This window comes from Actinobacillus equuli, assembly GCF_900636745.1.
Taxonomy (GTDB): Bacteria; Pseudomonadota; Gammaproteobacteria; order Enterobacterales; family Pasteurellaceae; genus Actinobacillus; species Actinobacillus equuli.
The window spans coordinates 445,190-463,833 of record NZ_LR134310.1 but is presented as its reverse complement, the minus strand read 5'-3'; the positions used below and the strand labels follow the sequence as shown (position 1 = coordinate 463,833).

Below are 18,644 nucleotides of genomic sequence, written 5' to 3'. Positions count from 1 at the left end.
CTATATCATTAACAGTTAGTTTTTAGCGTATAGTTACGCACACTCGCCCTGAAAATAATTCAGATTTTGCATTTTAATTTTATGCCCTAGGGGGAATACAAAAGTAGATGGAAAAGTTAGAACAAAAACCAATCATCGAACTACGCAATGTTACTAAAAGCTATGGTAGCAAAACGATTCTTAAAGATTTAAATTTAACCATTAACGATGGTGAATTTTTAACTATTTTAGGTCCTTCAGGCTGTGGTAAAACAACAGCATTACGTTTAATCGCAGGTTTTGAAGACTTGACTGAAGGTTCAATCATTCTTGATGGTCAAGATGTATCTAACGTTCCTGCTGAACAACGCCCTGTAAATACGGTTTTCCAAAGCTATGCGTTATTTCCGCATATGACGATTTTTGAAAATGTTGCTTTCGGTTTACGTATGCAAAAAGTGCCGAATGAGCAAATCAAGCCGCGTGTAATGGAAGCATTACGTATGGTGCGTTTAGAAGATCGTGCGGAACAAAAACCGGCTCAGCTTTCAGGTGGTCAGCAACAACGTATTGCCATCGCACGTGCGGTAGTGAATAAGCCGAAAGTATTGTTGCTTGATGAATCGCTTTCTGCGCTTGACTATAAACTGCGTAAAGAAATGCAGAATGAGTTAAAAGCATTACAACGCCAATTAGGTATTACCTTTATTTTCGTTACGCACGATCAAGAAGAAGCATTAACGATGTCTGATCGTATTATCGTAATGAACGGCGGTAAAATTGCGCAAGACGGTACGCCTCGTGAAATTTACGAAGAGCCGAGCAATTTATTCGTGGCTCGTTTTATCGGCGAAATCAACGTATTTGATGCAACCGTAATTGAACGTGTTGACGCTCGCAATGTTAAAGCGAATGTAGAAGGTCGTATTTGTAATATTAAAGTTGAAGATATGGATGTGACGCCAAATCAACAACTCAAAGTGCTTTTACGTCCGGAAGATATCGTTATCGAAGAATTAGACGAAGACGAAAGCTCAAAAGCGATTATCGGTCATATTATCGATCGTAACTATAAAGGTATGACGTTAGAGTCAAGCGTACAGTTAGATCATAACGGTATGAACGTATTAGTAAGCGAATTCTTCAATGAAGATGATCCGAATATCGATCACGAAGTCGGTCAGAAAGTGGCATTAACATGGCACGAAGGTTGGGAGGTTGTACTCAATAATGAAGATTGCTAGTAACAAATTCCAAGCTGGAACAGTTTCAGTTATCTTCGGTTGGTTGTTACTTTTTGTACTTGTACCGAACTTATTGGTTCTGTTAATCAGTTTTCTTACTGAAAATCGCCAAAGTGCATACTTTGTCGATTTCGTATTTAGTCTGGATGCATATAAACAGTTATTCAATGATACTTACGCAACCGTATTGTGGAACTCATTTAAAATGTCTGCGATTGCAACATTTTTCTGTTTAATTATCGGTTATCCGTTTGCATTTATTATTGCGAAGATGCCGGCGAAACTGCGCCCAATTCTATTGTTCTTAGTTGTATTGCCATTTTGGACAAACTCGCTGATCCGTATCTACGGTATTAAAATTTTCTTAGGCGTGAAGGGCGTATTAAACGAAACATTATTGGCTATCGGTTTAATTGACGAACCGCTTCGTTTATTAAACTCTGAATTGGCGATTATCATCGGTTTAGTGTATATCTTGTTACCGTTTATGATTCTACCGCTTTATTCTTCAATTGAGAAAATTGACGGTCGTTTATTAGAGGCAGCAAAAGATTTAGGTGCGAATGCGTTCCAACGTTTTGTGCGTGTAACGATTCCGCTTACAATGCCAGGGATTGTAGCAGGTTGTTTATTAGTATTATTACCAGCAATGGGAATGTTCTATGTTGCTGACTTATTAGGCGGCGGTAAAACACCATTAATCGGTAACATTATTAAGAGCTTATTCTTAAATACCAACCAGTTTGCATTAGGTTCGGCAGTAAGTATCGCACTTACCGTGTTAATGGCATTAATGTTATATGTTTATTACCGTGCAAATAAATTATTAAATAAAAAGGTGGAGCTTGAATAATGAAAAAGACATTAAGAAACTTTTTTATGTTCGTGGTGTTTGCCTACCTTTATATTCCGATTATTATTTTGGTGGTAAACTCATTTAATGCAGACCGTTACGGTTTACAATGGAAAGGGTTCAGTTGGAACTGGTATGAGCGTTTATTTGCAAACGATACGCTGGTTCACGCAACCATGAATTCATTGACGATTGCGTTTTTTGCCGCAACGTTTTCAACTATTTTAGGTGCGTTAACTTCGATTGCGCTATACCGCTATAAATTCCGTGGTAAGCAAATGGTCGGCGGTTTGCTGTTTATCGTCATGATGTCACCGGATATCGTAATGGCTGTTTCATTATTAGTGCTATTTATGATTTTAGGTGTGCAACTTGGTTTTATTTCATTATTAATTGCGCATATTACTTTCTGTTTGCCTTATGTGGTGATTACTATTTCATCTCGTTTAAGCGATTTTGACGGTAAGATGTTGGAAGCTGCGAAGGATTTAGGCGCAAGTGAAGTAACGATTTTACGTAAAATTATTTTACCGCTGGCATTACCGTCTATTATTTCCGGTTGGTTATTGAGCTTTACTATTTCGTTAGATGACGTAGTAGTTTCATCATTCGTTACCAGCCCAAGCTATGAAGTATTACCGTTAAAAATCTTCTCGCTGGTGAAAACGGGTGTAACGCCGGAAGTCAATGCGTTAGCAACGATCATGATTATTTTCTCATTGACATTAGTGGTCTTAAGCCAATTGGTGGTAAGAAAAAAAGCATAATTTAATTTGATTAAAAATGGCTCGCTGATTAGCGGGCTATTTTTTTGCAAAAAATTAGCCAAAATAGACCGCTTGTTAGCCTGTTATTCTATACAGTTTTCTGTTATGCTAAGGCAAATTTTTTAGTTTGGAATAAAATCAATGATCGGAAGATTACACGGTAAAATTATTGAAAAACAACCACCTGAAATGGTAATTGATGTTCAAGGTGTCGGATATGAAGTACTACTGCCGATGACGAGTTTTTACAGCTTGCCGCAAGTAGGTGAAGAAGCCACAATTTTTACGCATTTAGTAGTACGTGAAGATGCACATTTATTATTTGGTTTTGCACAAAAGCAAGACAGAACACTATTTCGTGAATTGATTAAAACCAACGGTGTTGGGCCTAAATTAGCACTTGCGATTTTATCGGCGATGTCGGTTTCACAATTTGCGAATGCGGTAGAGCATGAAGAATTAGCCAAATTAACTAAAATTCCGGGCATTGGGCGTAAAACAGCCGAGCGTTTATTAGTAGAGCTCAAAGGCAAATTCAAAGGTGTGGCACAAAGTGATTTCTTTGAAGAACATTCTGTGGAAACGATTGTTGCAACACATTCACATGATCCGGCAGATGAAGCCCGTGATGCTTTAGTGGCGTTAGGCTATAAACTTGCCGATGCTGAGAAGATGATTAAGAAAGTGAATAAAGCAGGCGCAACCAGCGAACAATTAATTCGTGAAGCATTAAAAGCCTCTCTTTAAAAAGTAAAAATACCTTAAATGATTGAAGCAGATAGAATAATTAGTGCCTCGCCGAAGCGTGAGGAAGAAGTCATCGATCGTGCGATTCGTCCTAAATTATTAGCGGATTATGTCGGTCAGCCGTCTGTACGAGAGCAGATGGAGATTTTTATTAAAGCGGCAAAATTGCGTGATGAGGCGTTAGATCATTTGTTGATTTTTGGTCCGCCGGGGTTGGGTAAAACCACCTTAGCCAATATCGTTGCCAATGAAATGGGAGTGAATATCCGCACAACTTCCGGACCGGTGTTGGAGAAAGCGGGCGATTTGGCGGCAATGTTGACCAATTTAGAGCCTTATGACGTATTATTTATTGATGAGATCCACCGCTTATCGCCGGCAATTGAAGAAGTGCTTTATCCGGCAATGGAAGATTATCAGCTGGATATTATGATCGGTGAAGGGCCGGCAGCACGTTCGATTAAGCTGGATTTACCGCCGTTTACCTTAGTGGGGGCAACCACCCGAGCCGGTTCACTGACTTCTCCGTTACGTGATCGTTTTGGGATTGTGCAGCGATTAGAGTTTTATTCAGTGGAAGATTTAACCTCAATCGTAAAACGTAGTGCCGATTGTTTAAACTTAAATTTATCGCCGGATGGTGCTTATGAAGTGGCTCGCCGTTCACGTGGCACACCTCGAATTGCCAACCGGTTATTACGCCGTGTGCGAGATTATGCCGATGTGCGTAATAATGGTGTGATTACTTCCGATATCGCCAAACAAGCGTTGGCGATGCTTGATGTAGATTCCGAAGGCTTTGACTTTATGGACATCAAATTATTGCAAGCGATTGTAGAACGTTTTGACGGAGGCCCGGTCGGCTTAGATAACTTAGCCGCAGCAATCGGTGAAGAGCGAGATACAATTGAAGACGTACTTGAACCTTATTTGATTCAGCAGGGCTTTTTGCAACGAACGCCGCGAGGTCGTATTGCCACCAGCCGAACTTATGCGCATTTAGGTATCGCTAAGCTCGATTAAATTTAGACAAGCGGTCGAATTTCACCAAGATTTTGCAAAATGTTTTTGCAATTTTTTCGGAAAATTTAACCGCTTGTTGTTTATTTGTGCTTCATCTGTATTTACAAATTGTACTATTTCAGTTACTAATTAGCTATTCTTAATTAAAAGGGAGGATTGCTAATGCTGAAATTTATTATTAGGCGCATATTGGAAGCCATTCCAACACTTTTCATTCTAATTACCTTCTCATTCTTTCTGATGAGGCTTGCTCCAGGAAGTCCGTTTACCTCTGAAAAAGCTTACCCGCCTGAAGTGATGGCAAATATTGAAGCGAAATATCATCTTAATGAACCGCTTTATAAACAATATTTTATCTATATGGATAATCTTGCCCATGGCGATTTTGGTCCCTCTTTTAAATATAAAGATCAATCGGTTAATGACTTAATTGCTTCAGCATTTCCCGTTTCGATTAAATTAGGCGTAGTTGCATTTATTTTGGCGGTGATTATCGGCTTAACTGCCGGTATTGTGGCGGCGCTAAAGCAAAATAGTAAATGGGATTACATCGTGATGGGATTTGCCATGACCGGGGTAATTATGCCGAGTTTCGTATTTGCGCCGCTGCTGGTTTTATTTTTTGCGATTCACTTACAATGGCTTCCGGCAGGTGGCTGGAACGGCGGTCAACTCTATTATATGGTGCTACCGGTACTTTCTCTTACCATTGGCTATGTTGCCGGACTTGCCCGTATTACTCGTGGTTCAATGATAGAAATTCTCCATTCAAATTATATTCGTACGGCAAAAGCCAAAGGTGTGCCGATGCGGAAAATCATTTTTAAACACGCCTTAAAACCTGCATTAATACCTGTCATTACTTATCTTGCGCCCGCTTTTGTTGGCATTATCACCGGCTCAATGGTGATTGAAAGTGTTTTCGGCTTACCGGGATTAGGCCAGCTATTTGTAAACGGAGCTTTAAATCGAGACTATTCTTTAGTGTTGAGCTTAACCGTATTGGTTGGCACGTTAACCATTTTATTTAATGCGATAGTAGATATTTTATATGCGGTGATTGACCCGAAAATTCGTTATAGCTAGGAAGGAAATATGCAAATAGATAAAAACCAAAACTTTTCGGAAAATCTCGCTTCAGCTAATACAGCAATGGTGTTGGAAGGACGCAGCTTATGGCAAGATGCTCGCCGCCGTTTTTTTCGTAATAAGGCGGCAGTTGCCAGCTTATTTATGTTGCTGTTAATCGTATTATTTATCACTTTTGTACCGATGCTAATGCCGTTTAGTTACGAAGATACCGATTGGAATATGATGAGTGCCGCACCGGATTTTGAATCCTTGCATTATTTTGGTACAGACGCTTCAGGGCGAGATCTGATGGTGCGTGTCGCTATGGGCGGCAGAATATCGTTGATGGTCGGCATTGCCGGCGCTTTGGTGGCTGTAATTATCGGTACTATTTACGGCGCTATTTCAGGCTATATAGGCGGCAAAGTAGATAGCGTAATGATGCGTTTTCTTGAAATTTTAAGCTCATTTCCATTTATGTTCTTCGTCATTTTATTGGTGACTTTATTTGGGCAAAATATTTTCTTAATTTTTGTGGCAATAGGTATGATTGCTTGGCTAGGGCTAGCTCGTATCGTACGAGGGCAAACATTAGCGCTTAAAAATAAAGAATTTATTGAGGCGGCAATTGTATGTGGCGTTTCTCGCCGTCAGATTATTTGGCGTCACATTATTCCGAATGTACTTGGCTTAGTGGTAGTGTACGCCTCGCTGGAAGTGCCTTCTCTGATTCTATTCGAATCGTTTTTAAGTTTCTTAGGGTTAGGGACTCAAGAACCGATGAGCAGTTGGGGCTCGTTACTAAGCGATGGAGCCGCTCAGATGGAAACTTCTCCTTGGTTGCTTGGATTTCCGGCTTTTTTCCTTTGCTTAACGCTATTTTGTTTCAATTTTATTGGCGATGGTCTGCGTGATGCATTAGATCCAAAAGATAAATAAGCTCAGGAGTGAAGGATGAAATTATTAGAAGTTAAAAATTTAGACGTATATTTAAAAGCGGAAGATCGTTTTTCACATACGGTGCGTTCCGTATCTTTTACACTGGAAAAAGGGCAGACTCTTGCTATTGTCGGTGAGTCCGGTTCCGGTAAATCAGTCACTTCGATGTCAATTATGCAATTATTGCCGAAAAATATTTTGCAATATGGCAAACATTCCCAGATCATATTTGAAGATAAGGATATTTTGACGCTTACGGAAGCCGAAATGCAAGCAATACGAGGCGATCGTATCGGGATGATTTTCCAAGAGCCGATGACCTCTTTAAATCCCTATATGCCGATTGGTGAACAAGTTGCAGAAGCGGTGACGACACATACGCCCAATATGACCAAACAAGAGGCGGAAGCGTTGACCTTAGCGGCATTACAGAAAGTAAAAATTCCAAATGCGGAAAAGAAATTAAAGTGTTACCCACACGAGTTTTCCGGAGGGCAGCTACAACGCATTATGATTGCGATGGCAATTATTAATAAACCGGATTTATTGATTGCTGATGAGCCGACTACCGCATTGGATGTTACGACACAGGCGGAAATTTTAGATTTAATGCTGGAATTACAAGCTGAAATGGGCATGGCGATTATCCTCATTTCGCACGACCTGCGTTTAGTGCAAAAATACAGTGATGACGTTTGTGTAATGAAATCCGGCGAAATTGTGGAGCGAGGTAAAACCGCAGATGTATTTACACAACCAAAGCACCCTTATACGATGGAGCTTTTAACGCCTATTCCGAGCCATTTCAAAAGCACGCAAAGTGAACCGGCGAAATTGTTGATTAATGCAAAAAATATCGAAGTCGATTATGTACTACAGCGTTCTTTTTGGGGAAAACCGAAGAAAGTGTTTAATGCGGTAAAAGATATTTCGTTCCAGCTAAATATGGGAGAAACGCTTGGTATTGTCGGTGAATCCGGCTCGGGAAAATCTACATTAGGGCGAGCGATCATGCAAATTCTGGATTATCAGGGCAAAGTTGAATTTGACGCTCAAGTGATTTCTGCCTTATCAAAAAGTGATCGCCAATCTTTAAAACGAAATATGCAAATGGTGTTCCAAGATCCATTTAATTCTCTTTCTCCACGCTTAACGGTAGGTGAAATTATCGGAGAAGGGTTAGCGGTTCACTATCCGCAGATGACGAAAACGGAACGCAGAGAAAAAGTGCAAAAAATGTTAGAAGAGGTGAATTTAAGCCCAGAGATGATCAACCGTTATCCCCATGAGTTTTCGGGTGGGCAGCGGCAACGCATTGCAATTGCTCGTGCGATTATTTTAGAACCTAAATTCGTGTTATTAGACGAACCGACTTCCGCACTGGATCGTTCTACACAGTTAACCGTGGTCGAATTGCTTAATCGTTTACAACAAAAATATGGTTTAAGTTACCTATTTATCAGCCATGATCTTGCGGTAGTACGAGCGTTAAGTGACAAAGTAATCGTGATGAGTAAAGGTGAAGTGGTGGAAAGCGGCAGCGCTCAACAAATTTTTGAGCAACCAAAACATGTTTACACGCAACGTTTAATCGAAGCCTCTCATTTAGCCTAGGCTGGGCTAGAGAGATAATACAAGCGGTTAAATTTCCTGAAAAGTTTGCAAAAAATTCAGGAAATTTAACCGCTTGTTTATGATGTTTAAGCGATACGGGTAAATTTCAATAGCATAGCGGATGCCGGGTCAATAATCGGTAAGCCTAAGCCGACTTTTGCCAACCACTCGCTATTAATGATAACTTTTTCGCCGTTTAATGCTTTTACCATCCATTCCGGTAATTGTTTCATCAAGTGACCGAATTTTCCTTCGGCAAAGTTACGTGGTAAATCTAGAATTTCTACTTGATAATTACCTTGTTTGAGATATGGCAGACGGAGCGATTCCTGACGCAAGTAATCGAGCATTGCAAGTTGGCTGATTAAAACCACCGCTTGTGAGCTGTCTTGTGCTACAACACCGTTAACTAAACAAGCCGGATCTTTACGGTCTAAACGGAATGCCGTGCCGCTATGCAATAGTTCTCGCAAGGATTTATGTAACGCAATATATTTAGCGAAATTTTTACGTTCTTCCTCACCTTCTTTTACCGGATCTAATTCCACGCCCATATGACCGAATAGCGCAGTTAAACCACGGAAATTCGCATCTAATTTGCGGTATGTGGTATGGCAATGGAAGCCGCCGATATGTGCACCCATAATTTCAGGCGGATAGAAGTAACTAAAGCCGCGTTGAATGGTTTGGCGTTCAAGTGCATCATTATCATCTGATGTCCAGAAACGTTGTGAACGTTTTAATACCTCGTAATCGATACGACCGCCGCCGGAAGAGCAGGCTTCAAATTCAACATTCGGATATTTTTCACAAAGTACATCGCACAAGCGATAGAAGGCTTCGGTTTGTTTGGTTACCGCGGCTTTGCCTTGGTGAGCGCCTTGTACGATACGGCGGTTCATATCCCATTTTACATAGTCAATATCGTGATTGCCGAGTAACCAATCCATTCGTTCCACTAAATAATCGAAAACTTCCGGATTGCAAAGGTCGAGCACAAATTGGTTACGTTCAGCAGGTTGATCGTAACCCTCAACCGCTAATAACCAATCAGGGTGTTGTTGGTAAAGTTTAGTCGGTTTGTTGATCATTTCTAACTCAACCCAAATCCCGAATTGCATACCGAGATCTTTTACCGCTTTGACCACAGGCGTTAAACCGTTTGGATATTTGCGTTCGTCTAAATACCAGTCGCCTAAACCACCAAAGTCATCATCTCGCCCAATAAACCAACCGTCATCAATAATAAAACGTTCCACGCCCATTTCTGCGGCAGCTTTTGCCATGGCGATAATATGTTCCGGTTTGTGATCGAAGTAAACGCCTTCCCAAATATTGAGGTGTACCGGACGTGTTTTACCCTGTGGAAAACGGAGAATATTTTCGCGTACATATTGATGAAATTGCTGGCTCATACCGTTTAAGCCTTGGTTAGAAGCGGTTGCATAAACCCAAGGGGTCGCAATCTCTTCATTTTGTGCTAGTGTGATTTCGCCCGGGAAGTATAACGCTTCCAATTGCACGCTACGTCTGCCTCGAATATCAATATCAGCACGAATGCGGTGGTTTCCGCTCCAAGCCAAATGGAAGCCCCATACATCACCTTTTTGTTCTTTATAGCCTTCTTCACCGACAATCAGAATCGGCGGATATTCGTGAGACGTTCTGCCGACACGGTTTTCCTGAATAAAACTGCCATGTTTGAGGTTTTGACGATTTGGTTGGAATTCACGTACCCAGCGACCGTAGAACGTACAGACTTCATCGGCAAATTCAGGCAACGGAAGGGTCACGGCAAGACGGTTTACGCTATAAGGTGCGGCTTTTAAATTACGTAATTTATTACGTGTTTTTAATACGGAAGTCGCTTTGTCTAATACAAATTCGCTACTAAATTCTAAGCCGGCAATTTCATCGGTTTGGCGGATGATCAAGCGGTCATTTTGTTGTTCAATTTTACTTAATTTGAATACCGGCATTGAGTCTAAACCGTTACGATGGCCTTCAACTGAAGAAGATTCAAAATAGCCACGTCCGTTTTCCGCTGCAAGTGAAACCGGCACATCAATATCTAAACCGCCGTTTGTTACACCTGAGTAGCTGAGCCAAGCATTAGTCGGTTCAAATTGTGCCAATTTTTCTCCCCAATAGAGAATTTGAGGATTATCTGAGGCGTTAATAATCAGATCGTTTTGGTTGCTGGATAAGCGAATAATGTTGTTCATAGTAAATTCCTTATTTGCAAAATTTGAGAGGCATTTATTTACTGCTGTTGGCAAAGCCAACGTTCAAAAAACTTTGCTTTTTTGACCGCTTGTTAAGCACCTCTGGTATTGCGTTTTTGTAATTGATAACGTTCTTGCATATTCATTTTGCCGGTTAAGGTGAAAATGGAGAGAAGAGTAAAGCCTAATGCCACACAGCCTAAAATAAAGTAAGTATCTTGATAACCGAATTTGTCATACCAACCGCCAACAACAGAAGAGGCAAGCATATTACCGACTTGTTTGATGAATTGGCAGGCAACCATATAGATTGTTGCAGAGAAGTGAACTTCGAACACGTTACCAATATATTTGAATAAGCCAACAAGATAGAACGGTACTTCAAACATATGTAAGGTTTTGAGTACCACAACGTGCCATGCTTCCGTTGCGTATGAAGAACCGATAATACGAATCGTCATAATAAAACCGGCAACTAATAAGGCATTTTTGGCACCCATACGGTTGATAACCAGTGGTACAAAGAACATGATTGCTGCATTTAAAAATTCGCCCATGGTGGTTACATAACCGAACATCTCAATCCCTTCTTCTTTGGAATCAAAGAACGTATTAAAGAAGTTACCGAATTGTTGGTCGAAAATATCATAGGTACAAGCTACACCGACAACATAAGCAAGTAATGCCCAGAAACGAGGAAGTTTAAAGAGTTTGAACGCTTGTTTAAGGCTTACCGGGTTTGTGTTTGCACCAAGTTGCGCCATCACGGAAGCGGTCGAATTTTGTTCCGGTTTTGCAAGTGCCACTAACACGAGTAACACGACCGCACCGGCTGAACCGAGCCAGAAAACGGAATCCGGATCTTTACTATATAAAATGCCTGCAATTGAAGCGCAGATCCCCCAGCCCATCATACCGAACATACGCGCACGTCCGTATTCAAAGTTACTTTGACGGCTGACACGTTCTACATAAGCTTCAGATGCGCCGGCGCCACCGGAGAATACGAATCCCATATAAATACCGCCAACGATAGCACCCATCCAAATATTGCTTTTAAGCATCGGAGCGAAGATATAAATAAAGAATGGTGCATAGAAGAGAAGGGCAATGGCTACCGCCCAAAGCATATGTTTTTTGACACCGAGTTTGTCGGTCACATAGCCGAAAATCGGTTGGAAACAGAGAGCAAAGAATGACATTGCAGCGAATACGATACCTCGTTCTTCACCGGTTAATCCGTTTATGTCACCTAGCCAAATCCCTAAGAATGGATAGCAGGTCGCCATAATAAAGAAATAGGTAAAGAAGTAACCGCTGAATACAAAATAATTACGGTTTCCCCAGTAATAAGCTTTATTTTGTGATTGTGCTTGCATAATAAAACACCTTCTATTGTTGATTTGATATGCAAAATGTTAACGTTATCATTTTGTTTTGCAAGAGGAGAATATTTGAAATTGTGATTTAAATCACAATTTTTAACGTTAACATTTTAATTTTGTGAGCAAGATCACAGTTATTTTTGAATAATTCTCAGGAGAGATTGATCCTTTAAAAGATAAGGGGTAAAGTGGATAGTAATCGATAAATCGGTTTTAATTATCAATTTCTCTTTTTTGTTTATTTATTTTAATTCTTAATATTTTTTATGGCTTCCCTAAAAGATGTGGCAAGGTTGGCCGGGGTATCGCTAATGACGGTTTCTAGAGCGATTAATAACCCGGAACAACTTTCTGAAAAAACTCGTAAAGCAGTACAAGATGCAATAGAACAATTAAATTATGTTCCGAATATTGCTGCGCAGAAAATTCGTGGTGTGAGTGAAAATACGATAGGTGTTTTATCGTTTAGCACCGCAACAACGCCGTTTTCGGTCGAGATTTTACTTGCGATTGAAAAAACCGTACGTCAGTACGGTTGGAATTCGTTTGTGATCAATACCTTTGAAGATGATGAGCAAGATGTTGAAAAAGCGGTTGAATTATTGCTTTCTCATCGCCCGACAGCCATTATCATTACTCGTCATGGGCTAAAAAAAATTAAGATCCCGAAGCGTTTGGCATCATTACCGATTGTACTGGCAAACTGTGTAACGGATGATTTGCAAGTAGCGAGCTATATTCCCAATGATTTTCAAGGGCAAGCGGATGTGACGCGTTTATTGCTAGAGAAAGGTTATAAAAAGCCACTTTGTTTATATATTCCGCATAATGCGATTGCCGCGAAAGAGCGACAAAAGGGCTTTCAAGCGGTCTGGTTTTCACAAAAAAATGCAAATGTACCGACCGAATTTTTTATGAATGAAAGCGATGACTATTTAGAAGGTGCGGATCGACTTAAAGATATTTTGGCATCAGATTCCGAACATTTTGACTATGATGTGATTGTATGCGGAAATGACCGGATCGCAATGCTTGTTTATCAGTTATTACTCGCTCGTGGATTGCGTATTCCGCAAGATGTTGCAGTTGTCGGCTATGACAATATGGTCGGAGTGGCTCATCTGTTTTTACCACCGCTCACCACGGTACAATTACCTCATTACCAGATGGGGGAACAAGCGGCACTACACTTAATCGAAGGGCGAAAAACCAATAAAGTTCAGCCGATTGATTGCCCGCTCATTGTGAGAGAATCGTGCTAACATAAAGAAATAAGCGGTCGGATTTTGCAAAAAAATAGTGAAATCCGACCGCTTGCTATTTGAATAAAATCAATTATTTAAATTGATGAATTGCGTTAGCAATTTCGTTATCGTTGTAGATCGCTTTGATCACATCATCATACGCTTGGCCTAGCACTTTTTTGATGTCATCGTTATCTGTAGTTAGTGCCGCACCTTCATAGCCACGTGTTGCATTAAAGTTTTTGCTAAAGTTACCTTTTGCACCTTGCACAGCTACTTCGACTCCCACTTCTGCATTCACTTTATACAATAAATTACCTTGTTCTACCGTAGCAAAGAATTTGCGAACGTTTACGATAACATTTGCATTCGCTGCCCCTTGTACCAATTGGAAGCCTTTTGCATTTAAGTCTTGTTGCATTGCTTGTTGGAACATTAATCCGACTTCCGGGCTTGAAGTTAAACGAGTTACTTGGCCGTTTTTGGTATAGCTTGCCACTTCACGAGAAGTACGTAAGTCTTGTGTCATCACACTCACTGCAGCAGTTTGGTTATTTGTGTTAAAGGTCGCCGTTGGGCTAGGCGTGGTGAAATTTAATACGCTTGATTGAGATTGGCAGCCGGTAAGTACTGCTGCTGCAAGTGTAGTGACGATAAGTAATGCTTTTTTAGATAATGTCATAAGAAATCCTTTTAATTGATAATTAGTATTTGATAATGGATAATGAGGTAAAAGCATTTATTAGGCAATTTACCTACAAATAAGTTTTTTAATTATCCATTATCAAATACTAATTATCAATTCATAAGGAATAAAAATGTCGGTTGAACAAACGATTCAGCAAAAATTAACGGAACAATTTTCACCACAATTCTTACAAATTGAAAATGAAAGCTATATGCATAGCTCAGGACGTGGGGCGGAATCTCATTTTAAAGTGACATTAGTATCGGCAAACTTTGCAGAACAACGTGTTGTAGCTCGTCATCGAGCGGTTTATAGTTGTTTAGCGTATGAGTTGGAAAACGGTGTTCACGCATTAGCATTACATCTTTTTACGCCGCAAGAATGGGCGAGCGCCAACGGGTTAGTGCCTAAATCGCCGAACTGTTTAGGAGTTGGACAATAATATAATGAGGAATTGGTAATTATTTTAGTTTATAAATAAAATACTTGATTAGATTCTAAAAAATCGGTATAGTTCCCTACATCTTTCAGATGCACTTTCTGTGCATTTAGTAAGCTGGTGAGATGTCCGAGTGGTTGAAGGAGCACGCCTGGAAAGCGTGTATATGCGAAAGTGTATCGGGGGTTCGAATCCCCCTCTCACCGCCATTACTAATGCGAAAGATTCCTTACTGTTTTCATAGATATTTCCTTGGTTAAGTTAAAGTAAGTAATAATTACTTTTTTCCTTATTTAGGTCCAATCCCTGCAAGAAAAGTTGTGGGGATTTTTTTATATTTATTTCCTTAACCTAAAATAAAAGCCCGCTTAATAAGCGGGCTTTTATGTCTATATGAATAACTTATTTAACTTTTTGTAAGGTGTATGGGTGATTTGCGGTCTTAGCTGGGTTACCGTTTACATCACAAACCTCAACTTTAGTTTCACTGACTTTAAAGGCTAACGAACCGGAATCTTTTTCTAAACGAATTACACCACGTTTACCTTGTTCCCAAGTATAAGTACCTTCATCTTTAAATGGATATTCTTTGCCTGCTTTTACGTAAATAGTATTGTATTGGTAGCTATTATTAGCGCCTAAAATAAGCTCAGCTTGAATTTTTTCACAGTCTGCGCAAGGTAGCTCGCCTTGGAATGTGCCAGTAACGGATTTTTGTGGTAATAGCGAACAGGCGCCTAGTACTGCACTGAATGCAACTAACGCAATTTTTTTCATTCCAGTTTCCTTCTATTTAAATGTGTTTAAAACTCGGATTCACTTTAAACTGAAGCTCAGTTACATTCGGAAAATCAGAGTGAATTAATTGTAATAAATGTGAACTTTGTAACTGTAAGCCTTGCCGTACAGTCGCATTTTGCACTTCGAATACAAGTTGATTATCAACTAAATTCACAATACGGTAAAGCCCACGGTACTGTTCTGGTAATAATTTTTGTACTTTTTGATGCAAATCGTTTAATTGATTGGCTCGTTGGACAATCCGACTAAGGCTTGAGTTCTGCAAAATTTCGGTGATATTTTTTATTGCTGAATTTTTCATCTTTCTGGACTGTTACCCCTTGATTTTACGTTATTTGACCCAATTAACTGCCCATTCTACTGGAATTTATCGTATAATTAATATAATTTTTAGTATTTAAAACAAATGTTGATGAGTTTATTTAAGCATTTTCACAAAACGCCTTTTTGGTCGCAATTGGTTTTCGGACTGGTTGCGATTTTTGCGTTACCTGAAATTCATTCGATAGTAAAAAGTGAAAGTGAACAAGAAACGGTTATCAATCAGCATTTTTCTCCTTGCGTTGTTTGTTCTGACGAACAAGAACCTCAGTCTTTATTTATCGCAGAGCTTAAACAAGTACTTGTGGAAATTCCAACGCAAGCGGTCGTTTTTTGCGAATTTTTTACCAAATCTTACCGCTTTGATGGCGATGATAACCATCCTATTCGAGCCGGCCCAATCGTCTAATCTATAAAATCGATTCATCATAAGTGGGCGGAATAAAACAGTGCTTCCGTAAAGCTATGCCACTTTTTCATATAAAGATAACTAGATTAGGACAAAACAATGATTTCAAAAATTATCACTTCAATTTTCGGTTCAAGTAACGATCGTACGTTAAAACGTTTAAGAAAACGTGTTGCGCAAATTAATAAACTTGAACCGGCATTTGAAAAATTAACCGATGAGGAATTACAAGCTAAAACCGCAGAATTTAAACAACGTTTAGCTGATGGTGCGAGCCTTGACAGCTTATTGCACGAAGCGTTTGCAACTGTGCGTGAGGCAAGCCGTCGTGTGATGGGAATGCGTCATTTTGATGTGCAATTAATCGGCGGTATGGTATTAACTAACCGTAATATCGCAGAGATGCGTACCGGTGAAGGTAAAACGTTAACCGCAACATTACCTTGTTACTTAAATGCGTTAACCGGTAAAGGTGTACACGTTGTAACCGTGAACGATTATCTTGCACGCCGTGATGCGGAAACAAACCGCCCGTTATTTGAATTTTTAGGTTTAACCGTTGCAGTGAATGTGCCGGGTCTTCCGAATGAAGTAAAACGTGAAGCCTATAAAGCGGATATTACTTACTCAACCAATAGTGAGTTAGGTTTCGACTATTTACGTGATAACCTTGCGCACGCAAAAGAAGATCGTTTCCAACGTGAATTACACTATGCGTTAGTGGATGAGGTGGACTCAATCTTAATTGATGAAGCGCGTACGCCGTTAATTATTTCAGGCCCAGCAGAAGATGCGACTCAAATCTATCAAGCGATTGATACGATTATTCCGCATTTGATTCAGCAAGATAAAGAAGACACCGAAGAATATACCGGTGAAGGCGATTTCACGTTAGATCTGAAAAATAAACAGGCGCATTTAACTGAGCGTGGTATGGTGAAAGTGGAAGGCATTTTGACCGAAATGGGCTTAATGCAAGAAGGCGAAACACTTTATCATCCGGCTCGTATCGCTTTACTACACCACGTTTATGCGGCGTTACGTGCACATAAATTATTTGAATTAGATGTAGATTACATCGTAAAAGACGGTGAAGTAGTGATTATTGATGAACACACCGGTCGTACAATGGCGGGCCGTCGTTGGTCTGACGGTTTACACCAAGCGATTGAAGCGAAAGAAAAAGTTAATATTCAAGGCGAAAACCAAACTGTTGCGTCTATCACTTACCAAAACTATTTCCGTTTATACGAAAAATTAGCCGGTATGACTGGTACAGCGGATACGGAAGCGTTTGAATTCCAACAAATTTACGGTTTGGATACAGTAGTGATTCCGACCAATAAACCGGTTATTCGTGATGACCGTACCGACTTAATGTTTAAGAGTGAACCGGAGAAATTTGCGGCGATTATCAATGATATTAAAGACTGTATGGCTCGCCAACAACCGGTGTTAGTCGGTACGGCATCCGTTGAAAAATCAGAACTTTTATCGGCAGAATTAACCAAAGCCGGTATTGCTCATAACGTATTAAATGCGAAATTCCATGCCCAAGAAGCGGAAATCGTGGCGGAAGCGGGTGCACCGGGTGCGGTAACTATCGCAACCAATATGGCGGGTCGTGGTACGGATATCGTATTAGGCGGTAACTGGAAAGCGGAAGTGGCGAAGTTAGAAAATCCGACCGAAGAGCAAATCGAAGCGATTAAAGCGGCTTGGAAAGAGCGCTATGACATCGTAATGAAGGCGGGCGGTTTACATATTATCGGTACTGAACGTCACGAATCTCGCCGTATTGATAACCAGTTACGTGGTCGTTCCGGTCGTCAAGGTGACCCGGGTTCATCACGTTTCTATCTGTCTTTAGACGATGCGTTAATGCGTATTTACCTGAATGAAGGTAAATTGAATATGATGCGTAAAGCCTTCTCTGAAGAAGGCGAGGCGATGGAGTCAAAATTACTGACTAAAGTGATCGCATCGGCACAAGCAAAAGTAGAAGCGCATAACTTCGACGGTCGTAAAAACTTATTACAGTACGATGATGTGGCGAACGAACAACGTAAAGCGATTTACGAACAACGTAATTACTTGCTTGAAACCGATGATATTTCAGCGATGATCAGCACTGTGCGTGAAGACGTGTTCAATAATGTGATTAGCCAATATATTCCACCGCAATCCATTGAAGAGATGTGGGATGTTGCCGGCTTAGAAGAAGCGTTAAAACGCCAATTCGGTATGGAATTGCCTATCCAGCATTGGTTAGAGCAAGAAAATGACTTACACGAAGAAACATTGCGTGAGCGCATTATTGATATTGCGAAACAAGAATACCAAGCGAAAGAAGAGAAAGTCGGCTCGGAAGTGATGCGTAACTTTGAAAAAGGAGTGATGCTACAAAACTTAGACGAGCTTTGGAAAGAACATCTTTCGGCAATGGATTACTTACGCAAAGGTATTCACTTACGTGGCTATGCACAAAAAGATCCGAAACAAGAGTATAAAAAAGAATCATTTGAAATGTTTACCAATATGCTCGATTTGTTGAAATCTAATGTGATTAGCGTGTTAAGCCGTATTCAAGTGCGTAGTCAAGAAGAGATTGAAGAGGCTCAACGCCAGCAAGACGCAATAGCTGAAGCGGAAGCCGCTCATTACCAAGCGGCAACCGAAGAACAAATGCAAAATGCCCAAGCCGGCGCAGCGGCAGAATCGCTGACAGATGAGCAATTAGCGAATTTGAATATCGGTCGAAATGATCCTTGCCCTTGCGGTTCTGGCAAAAAATACAAACATTGCCACGGCAGTAAAGCAAGATATGCATAATTAATATAAGCGGTCGTTTTTTCTAAATTTTTGCAAAATTTTTTGAAAAAATGCCCGCTTTTT

17 protein-coding genes and 1 tRNA gene are annotated in these 18,644 nt (G+C 40.3%); 13 read left to right on the top strand and 5 right to left on the bottom strand.

Translation table 11 applies throughout. From position 1 onward, the window contains the following. Window positions 1-107: 107 nt before the first annotated feature. The 8 genes from potA to EL121_RS02065 all read left to right on the top strand — a co-directional run bounded on the left by potA (window position 108) and on the right by EL121_RS02065 (window position 8,237). Window positions 108-1,223 carry a spermidine/putrescine ABC transporter ATP-binding protein PotA gene (gene potA / locus EL121_RS02100; RefSeq protein WP_039197327.1) on the top strand — a complete coding sequence of 372 codons (1,116 nt, stop codon included), beginning with the start codon at window positions 108-110 and terminating at the stop codon, window positions 1,221-1,223. Next, a complete protein-coding gene (gene potB, locus EL121_RS02095) occupies window positions 1,210-2,076 on the top strand; it encodes a spermidine/putrescine ABC transporter permease PotB (RefSeq protein WP_039197325.1) in 867 nt (288 codons plus the stop codon). Before potA ends, potB begins: the two co-directional genes overlap by 14 nt. Further along, window positions 2,076-2,843: a spermidine/putrescine ABC transporter permease PotC gene (potC, locus tag EL121_RS02090; RefSeq protein WP_014991849.1), complete on the top strand. Its 768-nt coding sequence runs from the start codon at window positions 2,076-2,078 to the stop codon at window positions 2,841-2,843. Before potB ends, potC begins: the two co-directional genes overlap by 1 nt. Before the next feature lie 141 nt (window positions 2,844-2,984). Next, complete coding sequence (gene ruvA, locus EL121_RS02085; RefSeq protein ID WP_005596191.1) at window positions 2,985-3,590, top strand: Holliday junction branch migration protein RuvA; 606 nt, start codon at window positions 2,985-2,987, stop codon at window positions 3,588-3,590. Between the two features lie 18 nt (window positions 3,591-3,608). Then, window positions 3,609-4,613, top strand: coding sequence for a Holliday junction branch migration DNA helicase RuvB (ruvB, locus tag EL121_RS02080; protein ID WP_039197323.1), 1,005 nt, complete (start codon window positions 3,609-3,611; stop codon window positions 4,611-4,613). Between the two features lie 162 nt (window positions 4,614-4,775). Beyond that, complete coding sequence (gene oppB, locus EL121_RS02075; RefSeq protein ID WP_039197321.1) at window positions 4,776-5,699, top strand: oligopeptide ABC transporter permease OppB; 924 nt, start codon at window positions 4,776-4,778, stop codon at window positions 5,697-5,699. Window positions 5,700-5,708: 9 nt separating this feature from the next. After that, window positions 5,709-6,623 (top strand): oligopeptide ABC transporter permease OppC, encoded by a 915-nt coding sequence (oppC, locus tag EL121_RS02070; RefSeq protein ID WP_039197320.1) that lies wholly within the window; start codon window positions 5,709-5,711, stop codon window positions 6,621-6,623. A gap of 15 nt (window positions 6,624-6,638) precedes the next feature. Continuing rightward, on the top strand, window positions 6,639-8,237 hold the full coding sequence (locus EL121_RS02065) for an ABC transporter ATP-binding protein (protein WP_039197319.1): 1,599 nt from the start codon (window positions 6,639-6,641) through the stop codon (window positions 8,235-8,237). 86 nt (window positions 8,238-8,323) lie between these two features. Here EL121_RS02065 and EL121_RS02060 read toward each other — a convergent pair whose 3' ends face one another. After that, the gene (locus EL121_RS02060; protein WP_039197317.1) at window positions 8,324-10,462 is read right to left on the bottom strand and encodes an alpha-galactosidase; all 2,139 of its coding nucleotides are present in this window, start codon (window positions 10,460-10,462) and stop codon (window positions 8,324-8,326) included. Between the two features lie 92 nt (window positions 10,463-10,554). Further along, complete coding sequence (locus EL121_RS02055) at window positions 10,555-11,841, bottom strand: MFS transporter (protein ID WP_039197315.1); 1,287 nt, start codon at window positions 11,839-11,841, stop codon at window positions 10,555-10,557. 272 nt (window positions 11,842-12,113) lie between these two features. On the opposite strand from EL121_RS02055, the gene EL121_RS02050 reads away from it, so the two are divergent. Then, window positions 12,114-13,109 (top strand): LacI family DNA-binding transcriptional regulator, encoded by a 996-nt coding sequence (locus tag EL121_RS02050; protein ID WP_039197313.1) that lies wholly within the window; start codon window positions 12,114-12,116, stop codon window positions 13,107-13,109. A gap of 73 nt (window positions 13,110-13,182) precedes the next feature. Here the strand turns inward: EL121_RS02050 and EL121_RS02045 are convergent, their stop codons facing one another. Then, the gene (locus EL121_RS02045) at window positions 13,183-13,773 is read right to left on the bottom strand and encodes a YajG family lipoprotein (RefSeq protein WP_039197311.1); all 591 of its coding nucleotides are present in this window, start codon (window positions 13,771-13,773) and stop codon (window positions 13,183-13,185) included. Between the two features lie 136 nt (window positions 13,774-13,909). Here EL121_RS02045 and EL121_RS02040 point away from each other — a divergent pair, with 136 nt between their 5' ends. Both EL121_RS02040 and EL121_RS02035 read left to right on the top strand, forming a co-directional pair. Further along, window positions 13,910-14,221 carry a BolA family protein gene (locus EL121_RS02040; RefSeq protein ID WP_039197310.1) on the top strand — a complete coding sequence of 104 codons (312 nt, stop codon included), beginning with the start codon at window positions 13,910-13,912 and terminating at the stop codon, window positions 14,219-14,221. Between the two features lie 116 nt (window positions 14,222-14,337). After that, window positions 14,338-14,427, top strand: a tRNA-Ser gene (locus EL121_RS02035). A gap of 193 nt (window positions 14,428-14,620) precedes the next feature. Here EL121_RS02035 and EL121_RS02030 read toward each other — a convergent pair. Together EL121_RS02030 and EL121_RS02025 are read right to left on the bottom strand one after the other, a co-directional pair. Continuing rightward, the gene (locus EL121_RS02030) at window positions 14,621-14,995 is read right to left on the bottom strand and encodes a copper resistance protein NlpE (RefSeq protein ID WP_039197308.1); all 375 of its coding nucleotides are present in this window, start codon (window positions 14,993-14,995) and stop codon (window positions 14,621-14,623) included. 16 nt (window positions 14,996-15,011) lie between these two features. Beyond that, window positions 15,012-15,320: a DciA family protein gene (locus tag EL121_RS02025; protein ID WP_014991838.1), complete on the bottom strand. Its 309-nt coding sequence runs from the start codon at window positions 15,318-15,320 to the stop codon at window positions 15,012-15,014. Window positions 15,321-15,431: 111 nt separating this feature from the next. Between EL121_RS02025 and secM the strand changes: the two genes are divergently transcribed. Continuing rightward, the gene (secM, locus tag EL121_RS02020; protein ID WP_014991837.1) at window positions 15,432-15,749 is read left to right on the top strand and encodes a secA translation cis-regulator SecM; all 318 of its coding nucleotides are present in this window, start codon (window positions 15,432-15,434) and stop codon (window positions 15,747-15,749) included. Window positions 15,750-15,848: 99 nt separating this feature from the next. Continuing rightward, window positions 15,849-18,581 (top strand): preprotein translocase subunit SecA, encoded by a 2,733-nt coding sequence (gene secA, locus EL121_RS02015; protein ID WP_039197305.1) that lies wholly within the window; start codon window positions 15,849-15,851, stop codon window positions 18,579-18,581. Window positions 18,582-18,644: the final 63 nt, after the last annotated feature.

What these genes read in the sequence shown, in the direction of transcription:
- EL121_RS02045 (WP_039197311.1), bottom strand. Translation starts at nt 13,773, where the DNA reads ATGACATTATCTAAAAAAGCATTACTTATCGTCACTACACTTGCAGCA.
- oppB (WP_039197321.1), top strand. Translation starts at nt 4,776, where the DNA reads ATGCTGAAATTTATTATTAGGCGCATATTGGAAGCCATTCCAACACTT.
- EL121_RS02060 (WP_039197317.1), bottom strand. Translation starts at nt 10,462, where the DNA reads ATGAACAACATTATTCGCTTATCCAGCAACCAAAACGATCTGATTATT.
- ruvA (WP_005596191.1), top strand. Translation starts at nt 2,985, where the DNA reads ATGATCGGAAGATTACACGGTAAAATTATTGAAAAACAACCACCTGAA.
- EL121_RS02040 (WP_039197310.1), top strand. Translation starts at nt 13,910, where the DNA reads ATGTCGGTTGAACAAACGATTCAGCAAAAATTAACGGAACAATTTTCA.
- secA (WP_039197305.1), top strand. Translation starts at nt 15,849, where the DNA reads ATGATTTCAAAAATTATCACTTCAATTTTCGGTTCAAGTAACGATCGT.
- potC (WP_014991849.1), top strand. Translation starts at nt 2,076, where the DNA reads ATGAAAAAGACATTAAGAAACTTTTTTATGTTCGTGGTGTTTGCCTAC.
- potA (WP_039197327.1), top strand. Translation starts at nt 108, where the DNA reads ATGGAAAAGTTAGAACAAAAACCAATCATCGAACTACGCAATGTTACT.
- EL121_RS02065 (WP_039197319.1), top strand. Translation starts at nt 6,639, where the DNA reads ATGAAATTATTAGAAGTTAAAAATTTAGACGTATATTTAAAAGCGGAA.
- secM (WP_014991837.1), top strand. Translation starts at nt 15,432, where the DNA reads ATGAGTTTATTTAAGCATTTTCACAAAACGCCTTTTTGGTCGCAATTG.
- potB (WP_039197325.1), top strand. Translation starts at nt 1,210, where the DNA reads ATGAAGATTGCTAGTAACAAATTCCAAGCTGGAACAGTTTCAGTTATC.
- EL121_RS02025 (WP_014991838.1), bottom strand. Translation starts at nt 15,320, where the DNA reads ATGAAAAATTCAGCAATAAAAAATATCACCGAAATTTTGCAGAACTCA.
- EL121_RS02030 (WP_039197308.1), bottom strand. Translation starts at nt 14,995, where the DNA reads ATGAAAAAAATTGCGTTAGTTGCATTCAGTGCAGTACTAGGCGCCTGT.
- oppC (WP_039197320.1), top strand. Translation starts at nt 5,709, where the DNA reads ATGCAAATAGATAAAAACCAAAACTTTTCGGAAAATCTCGCTTCAGCT.
- EL121_RS02055 (WP_039197315.1), bottom strand. Translation starts at nt 11,841, where the DNA reads ATGCAAGCACAATCACAAAATAAAGCTTATTACTGGGGAAACCGTAAT.
- ruvB (WP_039197323.1), top strand. Translation starts at nt 3,609, where the DNA reads ATGATTGAAGCAGATAGAATAATTAGTGCCTCGCCGAAGCGTGAGGAA.
- EL121_RS02050 (WP_039197313.1), top strand. Translation starts at nt 12,114, where the DNA reads ATGGCTTCCCTAAAAGATGTGGCAAGGTTGGCCGGGGTATCGCTAATG.